This is a genomic window from Neobacillus sp. DFD-2R (genome assembly GCF_057747865.1).
Genome location: NZ_CM173228.1, coordinates 2,153,520 through 2,170,672, shown reverse-complemented (window position 1 = coordinate 2,170,672; position 17,153 = coordinate 2,153,520). Strand labels below are relative to the sequence as shown.

The following is a 17,153-nucleotide window of genomic DNA, read 5'->3' as shown; positions in this document are numbered from 1 at the left end:
CTAAATGTTGGAGAGACCCCATCTTCGTCACACACAAGAGAATAAAAGCATTTACGCAAGAAGTAAAGAGACGTTTGAACGTGTATTTGCGGATGCTAAGGAAGAGCATGGTATGCGTTGGACAACCCTCTCTTTTAAGGAGATTTCATTTGCTACGTCATTATTTAACGTTGTTGGTTTAAGATCATCACCCAGACGTAGCTATCGACCCTCCATATTTCAAAGTACTTACTATTTGGGTCCGTCCTCTGCCCCAAACCCTTATTAGAAAGCAAAGCAAGTACAACCAATACCCCATTTAGTTCCATCTTTTCCTATTACAGTATGAGTGTGTTGATGGAGAGGGTTACTGCAACGATGTGACTTGTGATCATGGGCATCGTGAGAAAGTATATTGTTGGATAGGTTAGCTCCACCATAACCATATACTCCCGTCGGTGCCCAATCAGGTGATGCTGGCGGCAATTCAGGTGATAAATTTTTAAATTCATCATTTCCATAAACAACTTGCCCACCCATAATGGTGAGTAAGGATTCAAGGTCTTTGATTTCTTCTTCTGGCACAGTAAAGTAGTCAGCAGACAATACAACTATATCAGCAAACTGACCTACTGCAAGCGTTCCCTTTTTACCTTCATCACCAGAGAACCACGCACTTCCTTTGGAATATAGCTCCAGGGCTACTTTTCTGTCAAGTTTATTCTTTTCATCGTATATCGAAAGACCACCAATGGTTTTTCCGGCAACCATCCAGTAAAGAGCAACCCAAGGGTTATAGCTGGAAACCCTGGTTGCATCACTACCGGCGCCAACAGGTATACCCAGGTCTAGCATACGATAAATCGGAGGAGTACGCTTTGCAGCTTCCTTTCCGTATAAATCAACAAAATATTCACCTTGGAAAGCCATGCGGTCTTGGATGGCAATACCGCCATTTAAAGCCTTAACACGTTCCATACTACGATCTGAGATTGTTTCTGCATGGTCAAACCACCAGCGTAGACCATTAAAAGGAATTTCTCTGTTGACTTCCTCAAAAACATTTAAGAAACGTGTTATTGACTCTTCATAAGTTGCATGTAAACGGAATGGCCAACGGTTTTCCACCAATAGAGAAATTACTTTCTTTAAGTCAGCTTCCATCACCGTAGTTAGTTCGGGCTGCGGCATTTGAAATTTTTCAAAATCGGCAGCCGAGAATACTAACATTTCTCCGGCACCATTCATTTTATACTTATCATTTCCTTGACCCGGAGAAACAATTTTTGCCCATGAAGCAAAGTCTTCATATTCATGATTTGGATTTTGCGTAAATAGATTATACGCAATGCGCAAAGTTAATTGATCCTTCTCGGCTAAATGTTCAACAACTTTGTAATCATCAGGATAATTTTGGAATCCACCACCTGCGTCAATGGCACTTGTGATACCTAATCTATTTAATTCGCGCATAAAATGGCGAGTTGAGTTAATCTGGTCTTCAAAATTAAGTTTTGGTGCTCTACCCAAACTTGAATAAAGAAGAGAAGCGTTAGGATAGGCAAGTAAAAGACCCGTTGGATTACCTCGTTTATCCCGCTCAATTAAACAACCCGGAGGGTCTGGGGTATCTTTTGTGTATCCCAGTGCGCGCAGCCCTGCACGATTTACAAGTGCTCTATCGTACAGATGTAGCACAAAGACAGGCGTGTCTTCAGTAACAGCATTAATCTCTTCCAAAGTTGGCATCCGTCTTTCTTTAAATTGAAATTCAGACCAACCTCCAACTACTCTTACCCACTGAGGAGCAGGTGTACGCCTTGCCTGCTCTCTAAGCATTTCCAGAGCAATAGCAAGTGATGGCACACCTTCCCAGCGCAATTCCATATTATAATGAAGACCACCACGAATAACGTGTATATGAGAGTCATTCAAGCCCGGAATAGCTCTTTTTCTTTTAAGGTCTATTTTTTGGGTTTTTTTTGTGGCACTATCAAGAAGCTCATCTCCACCTACGGCAGTGACTAAACCATCAGTTATGGCGATAGCCGATACCTCAGGTTGAGATGGGTCAAGGGTAGTGATTTTTCCGTTATATAAGATCATATCCGGTAAATTCATATTCACACCTCGTCTACTTCCTATTATTCTGTAACCATGGATGAAATATTTTAGCGAGAATCGGCATTACTACCCATGATAGCAAGGACACTATACATACAGAAACCCAAAAAGCTGACATAATGGGATTCATATTTTTTATAATCGGTCCTAACACCATAGGAACCAAAATGCTGAGAGGCCATACACCAAGAACGGTAACAATAGACATTTTCCATGTTGGCGGTGGAACTGGCGTTTTCGGAGTAACAAACCAATACGCCAAACTGCTTTCAGTTTTGTAAGTTGGATTAGTAGCTTGAAATCGTTCTGCCTTTTTTAACAAATCTCGACGAATATCTGATTCTTGCCAAGCACGTATATGCTCATACGTATCAAAGCGAAAAATAACAGTATACTCTCTGGATCCGTTATTGGGGACTATTAGATTTACGCCCGAATGCCCAGGAAATTTAGTAGCGGCAGCTTCGATTTCATGTCTCCACGCTTCAAACTGTTCTTCTCTACCTTCTTGAATTTTCCATGTAACAATCGTTGTTACTGGACCGCCAGCATCCATCGTGTTCCCTGTGTGAGTTACTCCGTCAGTTATTCCTTCTTGTTTCATATTTTTCTGCTTGCAGGCGCGCCATGTACCATAGTATACGCGTATTCCACGCCTTGACCATAAGCGCCAGTGTGTTCTTTTACAATTTCCATAACAGCATCATAAGTGTCTTTGTGTGCCCAGTCACGTTGGTATTCAAGTAAAACTTGAATTGCAGTCACTGGATTGGCTCCAGCTTGTTCTACACGACGCATAGCAGCGTTATGTGCTGTCAAACTAGTACCACCTGAAGCATCTTCAACTGCATAAACTTCATAGCCAGCTTTAATTGCTTCAAGCACAGGGAATGTAAGGCAAACTTCAGTCCAAAGTGCTGCAAATATCAATTTCTTTCTACCTGTTGCTTTAACTGCCTCAACAAATTTTGAATCTTCCCAAGAGTTCATTGAACTACGTTCTATAAGGTCATTGTTTGGGAATATGTCAAGAATTTGTGGCCAAAAATAACCAGAAAAGCTTTCTGTTTCAACTGTAGTAAGAATAGTAGGTACGTTAAAAACTTTTGCTGATTTAGCAAGCAATATAACGTTATTAAACAATGTTTGTCTGTCAATGCTTGCAACTCCAAAAGTCATTTGAGGCTGAAAATCGATCAAAATTAGTGCACTGTTCTCCGGTGTTAACAATTCTAAATTACTCATAATAAAACACTCCTTTTTTAATTTTGTTTCAAACATAATAATTTTTTGGAACTAAATAAATATATTTTTGAAAGCAATTATTTATACATTAGTAATGCTGTGCCCACCACTATTTTTTTAAACCTATTCGCTTTCATCATTATACCCACAATATTTAGAATAATTAAAAAATTAAATCGCACAAGGAAAATCCAACAATTTGCAATTCTAGCAAATTGTTCAACTCCTAGGTACAATCATAGTATAAGAATGATTTGTAAATTAAAATAATTATTCCCGTAAATTCCGTGTAAATTATTCACAAATTTTAACCAATTTAATAATATTTTCCAATAGGAGAAAAGGATTATATTGCATTGAACGAGGACGAAGTAACTCCTGATTATCGATTTGCTTCACATTGGGTATTAGGTCTTTTCTGTTGGGAACATAAATTATTTAGAATAAATGTATTTCCTTGTTCCCAAGATGGAAGTAGTCCGACACCTTCTCCAGTTCGAATCATCGAATTAGGTTATGCAAACGAGAAAAATGCGTTAGAAACATTTGAAGAAATTGTTAATCTCATTACTAATGATAAATTTTGGGATAATTGAGGTTGTGAAGGACCTCACTTAAAGTAACGGGTGCGTTAGTGAAACTAGATAAATAAAAAAAGTCGATTCTTATGAACCGTACACAGGAATCGGCTTTTTTAGGTTTGAATTTGCTTAGCATAAGGAAATCAGGGTTTCATCTTCCAAATAATGTATTACGTATATTATCTGCGTTTTGTCGGCTCTTCTTCCCCTACTAGATTATAAACTTCATCTTCAAGTTATGTTTCATAGAGCTATTTTTGGTTCAGTGGAGCGTGGCGATTCTTGTTAATACAATAGACGGAACGCCTCTCGCGATCCTATTGCATTAAACCCCTGCCTGCATTATTAACGAACTAACGTTCCTTATGAATACAAAAATAAAAACACCACCAGTTAAAGTGACGTTTATCTTAAGCTATAATGTGCTTTACATTGTAAAGCGGAATTATAATACTATTATCCTTCCTATCTGATACAGTTCCATAAGTGTCTTGTAAACTAAGGAATATAAAAGATTCAGTGTCCCGTCCATCCATTCAATTGTTACAGTTTGTCCAAAATCCCCTTTCAACAGTCTAAAATCTGCATAAGAGGACGAATTCTAACCTTTACGGTTCCGATCGACTATTAAAACAGTCTAAACCATCATTCCATTACGGTCTTTCGTGAAACTGGGTGAAAACCGTAAGAGCTAACGGGTCAATCGTCGGATAAATAGCGTAATGACGCTGAAAATTGGCGGTACTGCGTGGGAATCGAACCCACCAGACCCTGGCACGCAGGCCTCAAGCGGTTTTGAAGTTAGAGGGAAGATATCTCTTTTGATTCCATGTAGTTTTATATAATAGCGTAAAGTCTTGTTTTAATACACTTTTTAACTAGTCATATATCATTTATTCTTATCTAATTATATATAAAAACATGTGACCAAGTTGTGACCAAAAGTGTGTCCATTTTTTATAGTCATTGTTAGAGTGGAACAAATTTAAAGATACAATGTTTTTATTTTTCATTGAACACTCTTTCGAGCTTTGTAAAAAGAATGATGCATAGAATAATTAGTAATAAAAAAAGTCCATTAGGTAGCCTTAAACCTAGTGGACAATTTTTTTGAAAAAAATTCAGATAAACGACATTTCTTGTATTTTGACAATGAACCTTATAATGCTAAACCTAGATACCAGACCCATGCATCTAATTTGTTTTTTTCTAATCCACGTTTACATGAAAGTTAATTTTAACCAATAAATATAATTATAACTAAATCATTAAACATTAATCTTTTTATACCAAATCAGATTAAAGTATTAGTTACAAGACATTGTGATGGGAGCAATGAAGAAAAACCTCCATTTCTAGATGTTTCTCATTCATTAAATATTATAAATAAAATCCTCAGGTATGACCCGTCTTAAGAAATGCTGCGTTCTTTCTTCTTTTGGTCTTGAGAAAATTTCCTTTGGAGAATTCTCTTCTACGATCACACCGCCATCCATAAAGATGACTCGGTTAGCTACATCCTTTGCAAAAGACATTTCATGCGTCACCACTAACATGGTTGTTCCTTCTTTTGTAATATTTTTCATGACGGTTAAGACTTCACCGACTAATTCTGGATCCAGTGCAGACGTTGGTTCATCAAATAAAATAATATCTGGATTTAACGCAATCGCTCTTGCAATGCCAACCCGCTGCTGCTGCCCTCCAGACAGTTCACTAGGGTAGGAATTCAATTTATCTACCAATCCGACCTTCGCCAAGGCCTGTTGCCCGAGCTCATTGGCTTCTGCTTTCGGAACCTTTCTTCCAATGATAAGACCTTCTGTCACATTCTCTAATACTGTTTTATTCGTAAATAGATTATAATTCTGAAACACAAAAGCAATCTTTTGCCTGATTTGATGTATTTGTTTTTTGGTTGCTGATTTAAGGTTTACATGAATATCACCAAAAATGGCTTTCCCCTGATCGGCCCGTTCAAGAAAGTTAATGCACCGAAGCAATGTGGTCTTACCAGAGCCACTCGGGCCAAGAATGACAACCACATCACCCCTATCAATCTGTAAATCTACTCCTTTTAAAATCTCATTCTTACCAAAGGACTTGTGGATATTTTTAATCTCTAACATGACTTTGCCTCCAATCATGATCTTAGGCAGCGGCTGCTTTATACTTCCTTAACCGTTTTTCATACAGCTTAAATAAGGTTTCCACTTGCTGTTTTATTCAAAAGGGTTAAGCTTTTTTATGAAAGGTAAACTGAACTTAGTTGAAAAAAAAGAAACGGAAAACCCATCCGTTTCTTTTTTTTGTACTCTAAACTGAATCGTTAGTGGAAGATTAGGGCTGCCGTAGCAACCCCATTGTTGAACAAACGCGCCCGTTTGTTGAAGAAGAAATATTATCTCTTCAATGATAAAACCCATTATCATTTATGTGTAATCCAAAACTGATAGTACGTAAGCCCATTAATTATTTCTTTGTGAAAATTCACATTATCTATATTAGATTTTTCGGCTATAGACTGTACAAAGGCTGTTAAATACTTGAATACCTTAATATCGGGTGTTTTATATCCTCCATTGCTATTAATCCAAAGATAAGCAGACAAATCTTGGGCTATTGAGTCTGCCCATACTCCTTATTGAAGTAAAGCGCCCTTTAATTGAAGATCATACAACAATTAATTTAGTTAAAATAGCTACATATAATATTGCACAAGTCGAGTAGAGGGGAATCTCTCTACCTCACGGTAGATTGTATTCCTCCCCCCTCACAGAACCGTGCTTGCGCTATTAACGCACACGGCTCCTCCTAGTTATCATTTACATAATGTAGCTAATCTCTTTTCTCAAGTCATATATATTAACCTTAATTCTTGCGTAAGGTAATGGGTATTTATTAAGAAAGAGTCTGAATTTATCCCAAGTAAATGATTTCCTTTGACTTCTTCTATTGAGCCATTTAAACAGTAAGTATCCGATTATGTCTCTGAATTTGTTTACACTTTGGGTATTATCTGTGATGCAATAATAATTGTAATAACCTATAAGAGAGCGTCTAAATCTATCCATAATTATATGAATATCTTTATTTCTATTGATCTTCAACCATTGCTTAGATTCTTTGAGTTTGCCTTGGACCTTCTTCCTGCTTGACTTCCGTTTCACTCGAAACTTACCTTGTTTACTTTTCCCACAATAGTGTGTAAAACCTAGGAAATCAAAGGTTGCTGGTTTACTGTTTCCCTTTTGTTTTGCATCTTTCTCCGCAAACTTTCCGAAAGGAATAATTTTAGTTTTATCCTCGGCTATTTCTAAGTTAAATTTCTTTAATCTCAATTTTAATGATTCGAAGAATTGTTCAGCTTCACTTTTAGATTGAAAACAACAAACAAGGCAAGTAGACCACTGGAACCTCCCCAGTAGCCCCTCTCAGAACCGGACGTGAACCTCTCAGCTCATCCGGCTCCCATTATTCAGCCGTAGGCTTAATACCCATTTCCCAATGTTTAAAGAGCTTGGGATTCTGATTTGCAATTCTACCTAAGAAATATTCTGCTCTTTTCTTATGACGAGCCAACCTTTTGTATTTCTTCCTCGCCCACATTATTAAGGCTTTGTTAATATGCCTTAACGTTGAGTACATTTCGGATTTGTAGAACTTGCCATAGAAGTTAATCCAGCCTATGATTTTTGAGTTAAACATATTTGATAGGTCCGTAAGGTCCTTTTCCGCTTTCAGCTGAAGTTTCCAGTCCCTTACTTTTTGCCGAATTGATTTCTTTGCTTTGTTACTAATGGCGGGTGTAAAGTTTACAAAATGTTTTCCCCATCTGTTCTTTGACAGCCTTGGTCTGAACGTGTATCCTAGAAAATCAAATGCGATGTTTTCATGCTTCTCTTTCCTATCTGCATCCTGACAGTATACAATTCTTGTTTTTGTTGGATGTAGTTCAAGTTTACAGTCGTTCATTCTCTTGTTTAGAGATTTAAGCAGACCCTCTGCTTCAACTTCTGTCTTGCAATGGATGACTGCGTCATCTGCATATCTTGCGAACGGATTGTTTGGGTGTTTAATAGACATCCATTTATCAAATGTGTAATGTAGAAATACATTTGCCAAAACTGGACTTATGACCCCACCTTGCGGTGTACCAGATGTACGTTCCTTTATTCCATCTTTCATTTGAAAAGGTGCCTTCAACCATCTCTTGATGTATAACTTTACCCAATTAATTTGAGTATGCTTTTCAACTGCTCTCATTAGTAAGTCATGATCAATATTATCGAATAAGCCTTTAATATCGAACTCAAGAACCCAATTATATCTCCAACATCTTTTACGAGTAATCTCTATTGCTTGGATGGCACTTTTCTTAGGTCTATATCCATAAGAATCTTCATGAAAGAAGGGTTCTACTGATGGCTCGAAGTACAATTTCACAACCATCTGTGCAATTCTATCCGTTACTGTCGGGATTCCTAGTGTTCTAGTACCCCCAGCTTTCTTTGGTATATCCACTGCCTTAACTGCTGGTGGAAAATAACTTCCTGATGACATCCTATTCCATAGCTTATAGAGATTATCCTTTAGGTTCATTTCGAATTCCGCTATTGACTCTTCATCAATTCCTGCTGACCCCTTATTTGCTTTTACTCTAAGAAAGGCTTCATAGACTGCCTTTTTAGATATATGATACGGCTTTGTTTTATTCATGAGTTCCTCCCACTTTAATGGTTGACCTGTAAATAAAACTGAATAACATAACCCCTTTGCTCCATCTCCGTTAGGAGGTTTCATAGCTACTACGAGTTATTCCGCCCCTATACATGGCATTGGTACTCTGATTCTTGTGGGGCTTCCACTTGAAATCTCTCCCTTGGCATCCATGTCGTAGGTTCCCACGTTCCACACCCAAGCCTACATTAAGTTCACGCCGCCTTTATACCGGTCACCGAACGGACAGTTAACAGGTTTCCTCCGAACTTATCCTGAGTTAACGACTCCCTCTCAGTTTTGATGACACCTCTACGCTTTCGATACTTCTTCAGCGGTTCAATGGTTTTCGTCTCCTTAATATGTACCTGACAGAGTATCGCTCTGCCTTTTCCCTAACGCTCAATACCATAGCTTTTGACTATAGCACCTTAGGGTGGTTTGCAATCTCTACCTGTATAGCGATTGCGAGAGGCCTACTCTCATCTTGAGTGCAGCACAGCTTACTGGATGTGCCTTCAGGCACACTTCGCTTGCTTTCGTGGCACACAATCATCTGCATATCTCACTATGAATGCTTGTCCTTTGCACTGTTTTCTAACCCTTTTCTCAAACCATAGGTCGAGGGCATAATGGAGGTAAATGTTGGCTAATATCGGAGATATTACTCCACCTTGCGGTGTGCCATTATCTGTCTTGTACTTCTTACCTTCCTCCATATATCCACCTTTAAGAAACCTACCAATTAATCTTAGGAGGTTAGGGTCAGAGATTCGTAATTTTAAGAACTGCAACATCCATGTGTGGTCAACGTTGTCGAAGAATCCTTTGATATCTACATCTACTATATAATTTACTGACCTCTTTTCAATGTAATAGTTCAGTATCTTCAAAGCATCATGGCAACTACGATTTGGACGAATCCAAAGGAACAGTCTAGAAAATCATTCTCATAGATGGTATTTAGTATCTTTGTAATGCCTTTTTGTACAATTTTATCTTCATGTTCAGGTATTCCCAATGGTCTTTTCTTGTCTGAATTGAGCTTTGGAATATACATTCTTCTTACTGGAACAGGACGATAGCTTTTGCTTTTAAGCCTACTTACTAAATCCTCTATGTTTTCTTCAAGATTATCGTTGTATTGCTCTTTAGTTGTACCATTAACCCCAGTTGCCTTTTTATTAGGTAACTCATGATGACATTGAGCTAGTGATTGCTTACTTAATAAATGTGCAAGAGATGTAAATTTCATTTTAGGATCAGATTTTGCTAATTCTGCTATCCTTAGTAGTTTTGTTTCCATTTAATATACCTACCTCTGAGTGTAGTAAATGTTTCCCTAGTAAGGGTGATAACTGGTAGCTAGCCTTTCCTCCATCGGCATTACCCAACTTCATTGGTACTACGCTGCTATCCGACTCCCTACGTCGGCATTTGGTTTCCTTGCTTGTTATCGCTTGTAGACCATACTCTTCTAAAAAAAGAAAAGACCGGTAGGGTCTCCCGAGTTGCCGTATCATATCAATGTGTAGCGTGCCAAGGTCTCTGACTCCAGAGAGGTTTTATCCTTCTTGCCTTTGACGAAAGATAAAATGTAGCTTTCTGCTGTGCTTAAGGCATCAGCCCTCTCGATTTACTAACATTATGGAGCTCAATCCCTTCAACCATTTGGTTTTCGGCCCACTACCTAACTGTCTACGCTTAAAGACTAAAGTTACCTTTAACCCTCCAAGACTCGCTACGAGCGAATGGCTAGTTCTTACTCGACGGGAATCCCACCCGCTATATGATACGACCTAAGCTCGGCCGCACAAGCACCCGTTAGCAATAAGAGCAATAACTTGATATTCAGTTAATTTATGATATTTCTGTCATCTGCATTAGGGGGTTGCTCCATCCAATTTTTTTTAATCAGTAACTTACCGAAACTACCGTAAACCAATAAATCATCCAAAATTGCTTTTTCACAATATAATGCAATATCTGCTCTCATGGAATAAATCGCAGCAGTACCATAATAGGATATTGCTGCAGCAAATAAAGCTCCTGAATGAAACAGCATAAGTTTATCAGAAAAAGGCGCAATAGTTGGTTATTTCTGAGTCAAATGTACGAGCGAAATGAAGGTCTTCTTCAAGTAAGAATGTTGTAAAAGTCCCGATATGTTTATTTGCTGTATGAATACTTTTTTCTAAAAATTTATTTACTTCTTTATCCTTACATACTTGTTTAAAGGCAATAAGAAGTCCTTTTGAAATCATACTTTTTTCTAAATTAAAGAATATATGCCCACTCTCAATAGCATTCATGGTTCTACGGTTACCAAACACATCCGTTACATAATCAAGATTATTAATGAAATGAACTTTACTTGGTGTTGAATAGAGTGGTGGTTTGTCCAAAAGTTTTTTTGAAATGAGTACCTCCATTGATTGGTTATATAAGTCCATCGTATCGATATTACATTGGTAATAAAAATCTCTAATGTCTTGTCGAATAGAAACAGTATATGCCAGGCTGTAAGCTTGTCCTCCAAACTTAGTCATCGAGTGAATATAATATAAACAATAGACATCCGTAAATAATGGGGGAGCATCCAAGTTTACATCTTCTTTATTAAACCCTTTAGGAACTGGAAAATTTTCTTGATGAAACAGATCTCTCAATTTGTTTATATGCTTTTGAGACATTTCATGAGCCGTTTGAAAAACTTTATGTATATCAGGATCTTGAACAGTCTTTAACATGTACTTGATTACACATATACCCATTGTCTCACGTATATAATGGGTCCATAAATTTGCAATTTCTGTTGACATTAATCTTTCGTTGTGCAGCTCCAATTTTATTCTCCTAAATATTGTTATTTATGGTTATGGTTATCTATTATTCAAAATTTCATGCAATAACATAAGTAACATAAAGGATAAAGAAGGCATAATACCACAACACCCCAATAATTCTTCTATTCGAATTCATTCCCTATTATTTCCAAAAATAGCTTATTGGAGTAAACTGCTTCTATAGTTTAAGTACAAACCTTCACAATTTCACTATACTTTAACATAAATATCCAGTTTCCTTTAAAGGTGTTGTTCCACAATCTGGCCCGATTGCGGAATAAAGAAATCCTGCGTATCAATACAAGACTTTTAATCAAACATTTTTATAAACGGTTAAACTTTTTTAAATACACATCTAAGTCACGGACAACAAACTAACACCTTATCTATCTAGGTAAAGTATGAATCTCGAAATACAAAAAATGTCAATAAATTGTAACAATTACAATCTGCATGAGGATATGAGAATGTTATAATCGTCCTTGTTAGAAATAACCATACTCCTACTCACTTCAATCACTTCTAAAGTCACTTATCCATTCACAAAACACGGGGGTAAAAATTTATCTTTTAATTGGAGGATTTTTTTAATGTGGGTAATTACTGTCCATTCAAAAGAACATACTAGAATGTTTGAGTTTGACACAGAAAGAGAAGCAAGAGAAACTTTTGAGAAAATTCAGGGGAACAAAATCCTTTCAGAGGTTATCTATTTCAATGATTCTTGCTTAGCAATCGCTGCTGTTTAGGATTCTTACCACGATTTATTAATTTAAAAAATTGAGTAAGCGAATGTAACATAATAGCTATTACGTTGTAGTAAAAAGCCCTCGGATTTCTGTTGAATTCGAGGGCTTTATTTCGGATAAGATATTTATTTATAGACTGATTGGTTTTTGCCGTTCAGTCTATTTTTATTTCATTAGGGTTTACCCTATTGAGAAATTAACGATCTATTGTTTTTCAAGGCTTTAAAGCTTCTCAAATACACATATCAAAATTGATTAAATGGTATTTACCCCCATACTGGCCCCTGAAATCCAGAATCGTTTCCGTACCCCATATTCGGGGGATGTTTCTTCTCACAAAGGGAAGTTATTGATAATCTGTTTTTGATAATAGTTTTGATAACGACTGATCAAGGATTTTACGATCAAAAAATTTAGAAAGTTAAGTTTATCAAATACATTCGTTTTTGATTGGGAATATTTTTAGAACACCTTTTGAATTCATTATGCAACGTTTGTTGTATAAAGTTCTCTTGCTTATTTTATGCAGAATTTTATCCCTTTAACGGTGCAACTTTTTTATTAACAGTTTAACTTTTCAAATCATCAATTAGTTTCGTCCCTCCTCCCTATGTAAGATCAAAGGAACATGTTGTATGTTAATAAATAAATTCCACAAAACTAGCGCTTCTCATAAGTCCTTTCTTAGAAAGACATTGATATTTCACTTTACATTGCACATGAGGCTCTAGATAAATATAGTTCTTATTTTCATCTCGAATCAATTGCTTAGAGATTTGATGAAATGCTCTTCTTTCATCAGGTGGCACAAACTCTAAAATTCCTTTATACTTTCCATCCTGCAGCATCATCCAGCCAAACTCTTTTTTCCTAATTGCCCCTATTTGAATAATACCGTACTGATAATTTTTGATCTTGTACCATACGTTTTTGGGTCTTGAGTTTAAGTGATACTTGCTGGATAAGTTCTTAGATACCACTCCTTCCAGCCCTAACTCTACGACGTTTTCAAAAAGAGACTGGCCATCAGTAAAAGTAGGACATAGTGATATGTATGAGTCATTTGTAATAAGAGATTGAAGTTTTTTTAATCGAGATTGTAATGATTCGCCCATAAGACTGCTACCATTTAAAAAAATGATATCAAATGCAGAAAAGGAAACAGGTAATTTATTCGTGAGGATCTTAATTTTTTCTTCTTTTGACGTCTGAAATCGAGTTGTTAAGCTATCAAAACAAGGTTTAGGTGGATCAGACTCTTGGTCAAAACAAATAAGTTCCCCATCTAAAATACATGTATCAACTGGTAGCTTAATATGTTGAAGTTCCGGATATTTTGAAGTGACATTATTCAAATGCCTCGTATAAACAGATATTTTTCCACGATCATAATGTAGCAGCGTTCGGTGACCATCTAATCACTATATTTTAAATTGAAGAACTTTATTTTAACTTTTCAGGTATCATTTTAAGAAGCTTTTTTATTATTTATCATGCAAAATAGCGACTAAAACAGGTGCAAAATAACATCTAAAGTGCCAATTGTCACATAGTTCTGTGAATTTTTTGAAGATGAGTATAAAAACAAGGTAATTTTACACTCTTCGACCTTTTTCATCTTTTCTCTTCTTAATCAAACGTTTGATTAGATTTGCTACTATTCCTATTGATAATGGTTTTTTATTTTAAAATCAGTTAAAAAATTGTCGATTGTTATTTTGGACTATTTCGTTAATTTTTTAAAATGAGTATTAAACCATAGTAATCTTGCTTTCTTCGACACTTTTTCCTCTTTTCTCTTCTTAATCAAATGTTTGATTAAAATACCACTTTCCCTATTAATAATAGATTTTTTCTTCAAAACCAGTAAAAACTTGTCGACCGTTTTTTGACTTTTTACTTAATTATTTAAAAAAAGTATTAAACCATGGTAATCTTACTTTCTTCGACACTTTCTCCTCTTTTCTCTTCTTAATCAAACGTTTGATTAAAATTACCACTTTCCTTATTAATAATAGATTTTTTCTTCAAAACGAGAAAAAAATTGTCGACTGAGCTTGGTCCCCTGACACTTCCCCTGATTTTTACCAACCTCCAGCCCCTCAGGGAGCTTTCTAATCCGCTGCCTTTCTTCCTCTACCATCCATAATAGTATGGTGGGAACCTAGTCACAAACATTTGTGATAATTACTATTGATTTTAACTTACCATATTTTACATTTACTATAGTAGGAGATTTGTGATTGTTTGGTAATCGACGGTCCTAGCACCTGGAATTGAAAATGAATAGAAGGGATTCCATTCATTTTTGCTCGATTAATAAATAAAAACGGTTGGATAAGTTCACATTATCCAACCGTTTTTACATACCTCATACCTTATAAATGTTTTTACGCGCCTTAGAGGATTCGAACCTCTGACCGACAACTTAGAAGGCTGTTGCTCTATCCGGTTCTGGTGCAAAATCCTCGAACATTTTGCAATTAATCTCCATACTGATACTACTACTCTTAAAAAAGGGGCACATTCAGTATGGAAAACCAAAATTTGTTCAAATGGAAACATTATCAGCCTGAAATCATCCTTCTTACAGTGAGATGGTACCTACGGTACAACCTAAGTTTTCGTGATTTGGTGGAAATGATGGAAGAGCGAGGCCTGTCGATAGCTCACACAACGATTATGCGTTGGGTCCATCAATATGGCCCTGAGTTGGATAAGAGAATCCGGCGTCATCTCAAGCAGACCAATGACTCGTGGAGAGTAGATGAAACATACATAAAAGTAAAAGGACAATGGATGTATTTGGATCGTGCAGTCGATTCAGAAGGGAAAACCATTGATTTTTAGTTAAGTAAAAATAGAAATACCAAATCGACCAAGCGCTTTTTTAAAACCTTAGCTTTTTCGCATGTATCCACTCCTCGTGTCATTACTGTAGATAAGAATCCAGCTTATCCAGTAGCAGTTGAGGAGTTAAAAGAAGAAAAAAAGATGCCAGAAGGCATCCAAATAAGGCAAGTGAAATATCTTAACAACATCTTGGAACAGGATCATCGGTTCATTAAGAGAAGAGTCCTTCCTATGTTAGGGTTCAAGTCTTTTGATACAGCTATATCCATTCTTTTGGGAGTAGAAGCCATGCATATGATTAAAAAAGAACAGATTGATTTACGGGATCAGTCTATCCAAAATCAGAAAAATTTCATTCATCAATTGTTTGGGCTTGCAGCATAAGATACGATTCGCTAGGAATATATGCGTTTTATTCTCTTTTATTTTATCTTTGCAGCGGAACCTGTCGGTTCATATACTTTTATTTTTAGCTAACGCTCATGTTTGTCAGTTAATGGCGATGATATTTTTACAATTTATGGAGAGGGAACCGAATGGTAAACGTGGTTCCTTTTCCTTTTTGGCTTTGGACGGTGATTTTTCCCTGAAGCGAGTCGATAATGCGATAGCTCACCATGAGTCCTATGCCGGTTCCTTTTTCTTTCAGGGAATAAAATGGTTGTCCAAGACGTTTCACTTCGTCTTCATTCATCCCCACTCCCTCATCTTGGATTTGGATCATCACATGCTGTGACTCCTGTTTCACGCAAATGGAAACTGCACCACCTTGAGGCATCGCTTCGATGCCATTTTTGATGATATTGAGGAAGGCTTGTTTCATTTTTTGGTGATGACCCAATATCGCACACTCTTGCTCCGGAAGTCGGACGTCTATGCTTACTTTTCGTTCTAAAGCATAGACGTAGAGAATCTTGACGACTGTTTGTATTTTTTGGCAAACATCGACGGACTCTTTCGTATCCGCTTCTGGCTTGGCAAGCGAAAGATATTCGGTAATGACATCATTCGTTCGATCCACTTCTTCTATACAAATTTGAACATACCTTTTATACGTCTCTGAAATTGGCGATTGTAGAAGTAACTGGAGAAATCCTCGATTGGTCTGCATGGGATTTCGAACTTCATGAGCAAAGGAACTGGCCAATTCTCCGAGTATCTTATATTTTTCCGCCTGTTGAGCTTCCATGTGTAACTGGGCATTTTCCCTTAAGGTTTCAATCAAAGAGACGGTTACGATGGTGGCAACACATATCGCTAATATTTCCTGAAGTGTGTGGTTAAAAAAATCCATCTCTTGAAAATCCACGAGGATGTAGATCAAGGACATCCCCGATGTTATCATCCAAGTCAGTTTCATTCGACCTGCTCGATCCTGTTGGATGAAACGTGGATATGCTAAAAAAAACATGGGTAAGAAGAAAAGGACTTCGTATTCCGTTGAATAAAAACCTGCCCCCCCGAAATACCAACGATACAACAATAAGATGATTGTGAGAACAATACCTGTTGCGTATCCACCTCCATAAAATATACCTATCATAAGAGCTACAAACCGTAGGTCATTTCGTTCGTTTACATCCGAATAGATCGGGAAGGACATGCATAATACTAACGTAATCGTTGCCAAGAAACTGAAAATTAACTTTTGACGTTTCGTTTCGATGAATTGATGACGATTGGTTAAATACATAGAATAAAAAAAGACAGGGATCAAAATAATCATTACTTGTAAGAGCAAGTTTTTAATATGTTCCATACAGTTTACCTCATTGTTAAGCTCATTCTAGTATAAAAGAAAACCGAATATAAAAACAGGAGAAAAAAATGGGTTCTGGTGCAAAAAACTCTAAACATCGCAATTAATCTCTAAAGCTTGGACATACTATTACTCTAAAAAAGGGGGTATGATTAGTAAGGGGGTCCTGACGGCATTTCGCGGATTTTATACGCTGAGACAAATAATGTAAATTGGTACGCCCAAAAACTTTGAAAGGGCGATGTTTTGGGGAATTGTTTTTGGTTCGACTTTTGGATATAAGAAAATTAGCCAAAGA

General features: G+C 36.8%; 14 protein-coding genes and 2 pseudogenes. 4 read left to right on the top strand and 12 right to left on the bottom strand.

Features of this window, described 5'->3' with window-relative positions; genetic code table 11:
* Positions 1-10: 10 nt before the first annotated feature.
* Positions 11-268: pseudogene (locus tag AC3ANV_RS10925) on the top strand (hypothetical protein); the annotation flags it as partial.
* Here AC3ANV_RS10925 and AC3ANV_RS10920 read toward each other — a convergent pair.
* Genes AC3ANV_RS10920 through AC3ANV_RS10910 form a run of 3 tightly spaced genes read right to left on the bottom strand, consistent with a single transcriptional unit; the run spans position 265 to position 3,348 of the window.
* Positions 265-2,100, bottom strand: a complete 1,836-nt coding sequence (locus AC3ANV_RS10920) for an amidohydrolase (protein ID WP_488313616.1) — start codon at positions 2,098-2,100, stop codon at positions 265-267. The pseudogene AC3ANV_RS10925 and the gene AC3ANV_RS10920 sit on opposite strands and share 4 nt — an antisense overlap.
* A 13-nt stretch (positions 2,101-2,113) precedes the next feature.
* Complete coding sequence (locus AC3ANV_RS10915; RefSeq protein ID WP_488313615.1) at positions 2,114-2,707, bottom strand: antibiotic biosynthesis monooxygenase; 594 nt, start codon at positions 2,705-2,707, stop codon at positions 2,114-2,116.
* Positions 2,704-3,348, bottom strand: coding sequence for a hydrolase (locus AC3ANV_RS10910; protein WP_488313614.1), 645 nt, complete (start codon positions 3,346-3,348; stop codon positions 2,704-2,706). Before AC3ANV_RS10910 ends, AC3ANV_RS10915 begins: the two co-directional genes overlap by 4 nt.
* Positions 3,349-3,704: 356 nt before the next feature.
* Here AC3ANV_RS10910 and AC3ANV_RS10905 point away from each other — a divergent pair, with 356 nt between their 5' ends.
* Positions 3,705-3,944 (top strand): hypothetical protein, encoded by a 240-nt coding sequence (locus AC3ANV_RS10905; RefSeq protein WP_488313613.1) that lies wholly within the window; start codon positions 3,705-3,707, stop codon positions 3,942-3,944.
* A gap of 1,358 nt (positions 3,945-5,302) precedes the next feature.
* On the opposite strand, the gene AC3ANV_RS10900 is transcribed toward AC3ANV_RS10905, so the two are convergent.
* The 7 genes from AC3ANV_RS10900 to AC3ANV_RS10870 all read right to left on the bottom strand — a co-directional run bounded on the left by AC3ANV_RS10900 (position 5,303) and on the right by AC3ANV_RS10870 (position 11,494).
* On the bottom strand, positions 5,303-6,058 hold the full coding sequence (locus AC3ANV_RS10900) for an amino acid ABC transporter ATP-binding protein (RefSeq protein WP_488313612.1): 756 nt from the start codon (positions 6,056-6,058) through the stop codon (positions 5,303-5,305).
* Positions 6,059-6,754: 696 nt separating this feature from the next.
* Positions 6,755-7,003, bottom strand: a complete 249-nt coding sequence (locus tag AC3ANV_RS10895; protein WP_488314185.1) for a group II intron maturase-specific domain-containing protein — start codon at positions 7,001-7,003, stop codon at positions 6,755-6,757.
* Between the two features lie 400 nt (positions 7,004-7,403).
* Positions 7,404-8,648 carry a group II intron reverse transcriptase/maturase gene (ltrA, locus tag AC3ANV_RS10890; protein ID WP_488312066.1) on the bottom strand — a complete coding sequence of 415 codons (1,245 nt, stop codon included), beginning with the start codon at positions 8,646-8,648 and terminating at the stop codon, positions 7,404-7,406.
* A 518-nt stretch (positions 8,649-9,166) separates the two neighbouring features.
* The gene (locus AC3ANV_RS10885; protein ID WP_488313611.1) at positions 9,167-9,541 is read right to left on the bottom strand and encodes a reverse transcriptase domain-containing protein; all 375 of its coding nucleotides are present in this window, start codon (positions 9,539-9,541) and stop codon (positions 9,167-9,169) included.
* Positions 9,538-9,954, bottom strand: a complete 417-nt coding sequence (locus tag AC3ANV_RS10880; RefSeq protein ID WP_488313610.1) for a hypothetical protein — start codon at positions 9,952-9,954, stop codon at positions 9,538-9,540. The genes AC3ANV_RS10885 and AC3ANV_RS10880 overlap by 4 nt, the downstream gene beginning before the upstream one ends.
* A gap of 549 nt (positions 9,955-10,503) precedes the next feature.
* Positions 10,504-10,713, bottom strand: a complete 210-nt coding sequence (locus AC3ANV_RS10875) for a DUF3231 family protein (RefSeq protein ID WP_488313609.1) — start codon at positions 10,711-10,713, stop codon at positions 10,504-10,506.
* Positions 10,714-10,720: 7 nt separating this feature from the next.
* Positions 10,721-11,494, bottom strand: a complete 774-nt coding sequence (locus AC3ANV_RS10870) for a DUF3231 family protein (protein ID WP_488313608.1) — start codon at positions 11,492-11,494, stop codon at positions 10,721-10,723.
* A gap of 590 nt (positions 11,495-12,084) precedes the next feature.
* On the opposite strand from AC3ANV_RS10870, the gene AC3ANV_RS10865 reads away from it, so the two are divergent.
* Complete coding sequence (locus tag AC3ANV_RS10865) at positions 12,085-12,243, top strand: hypothetical protein (RefSeq protein WP_165976429.1); 159 nt, start codon at positions 12,085-12,087, stop codon at positions 12,241-12,243.
* Positions 12,244-12,881: 638 nt separating this feature from the next.
* Here the strand turns inward: AC3ANV_RS10865 and AC3ANV_RS10860 are convergent.
* Entirely contained in the window at positions 12,882-13,619 is a 738-nt protein-coding gene (locus AC3ANV_RS10860) for an ATP-dependent DNA ligase (RefSeq protein ID WP_488314184.1), read from the bottom strand.
* 1,156 nt (positions 13,620-14,775) lie between these two features.
* Here AC3ANV_RS10860 and AC3ANV_RS10855 point away from each other — a divergent pair.
* A pseudogene (locus AC3ANV_RS10855) lies at positions 14,776-15,480 on the top strand (IS6 family transposase).
* 127 nt (positions 15,481-15,607) lie between these two features.
* Here AC3ANV_RS10855 and AC3ANV_RS10850 read toward each other — a convergent pair.
* On the bottom strand, positions 15,608-16,855 hold the full coding sequence (locus tag AC3ANV_RS10850; RefSeq protein WP_488313607.1) for an ATP-binding protein: 1,248 nt from the start codon (positions 16,853-16,855) through the stop codon (positions 15,608-15,610).
* Positions 16,856-17,153 lie beyond the last annotated feature (298 nt).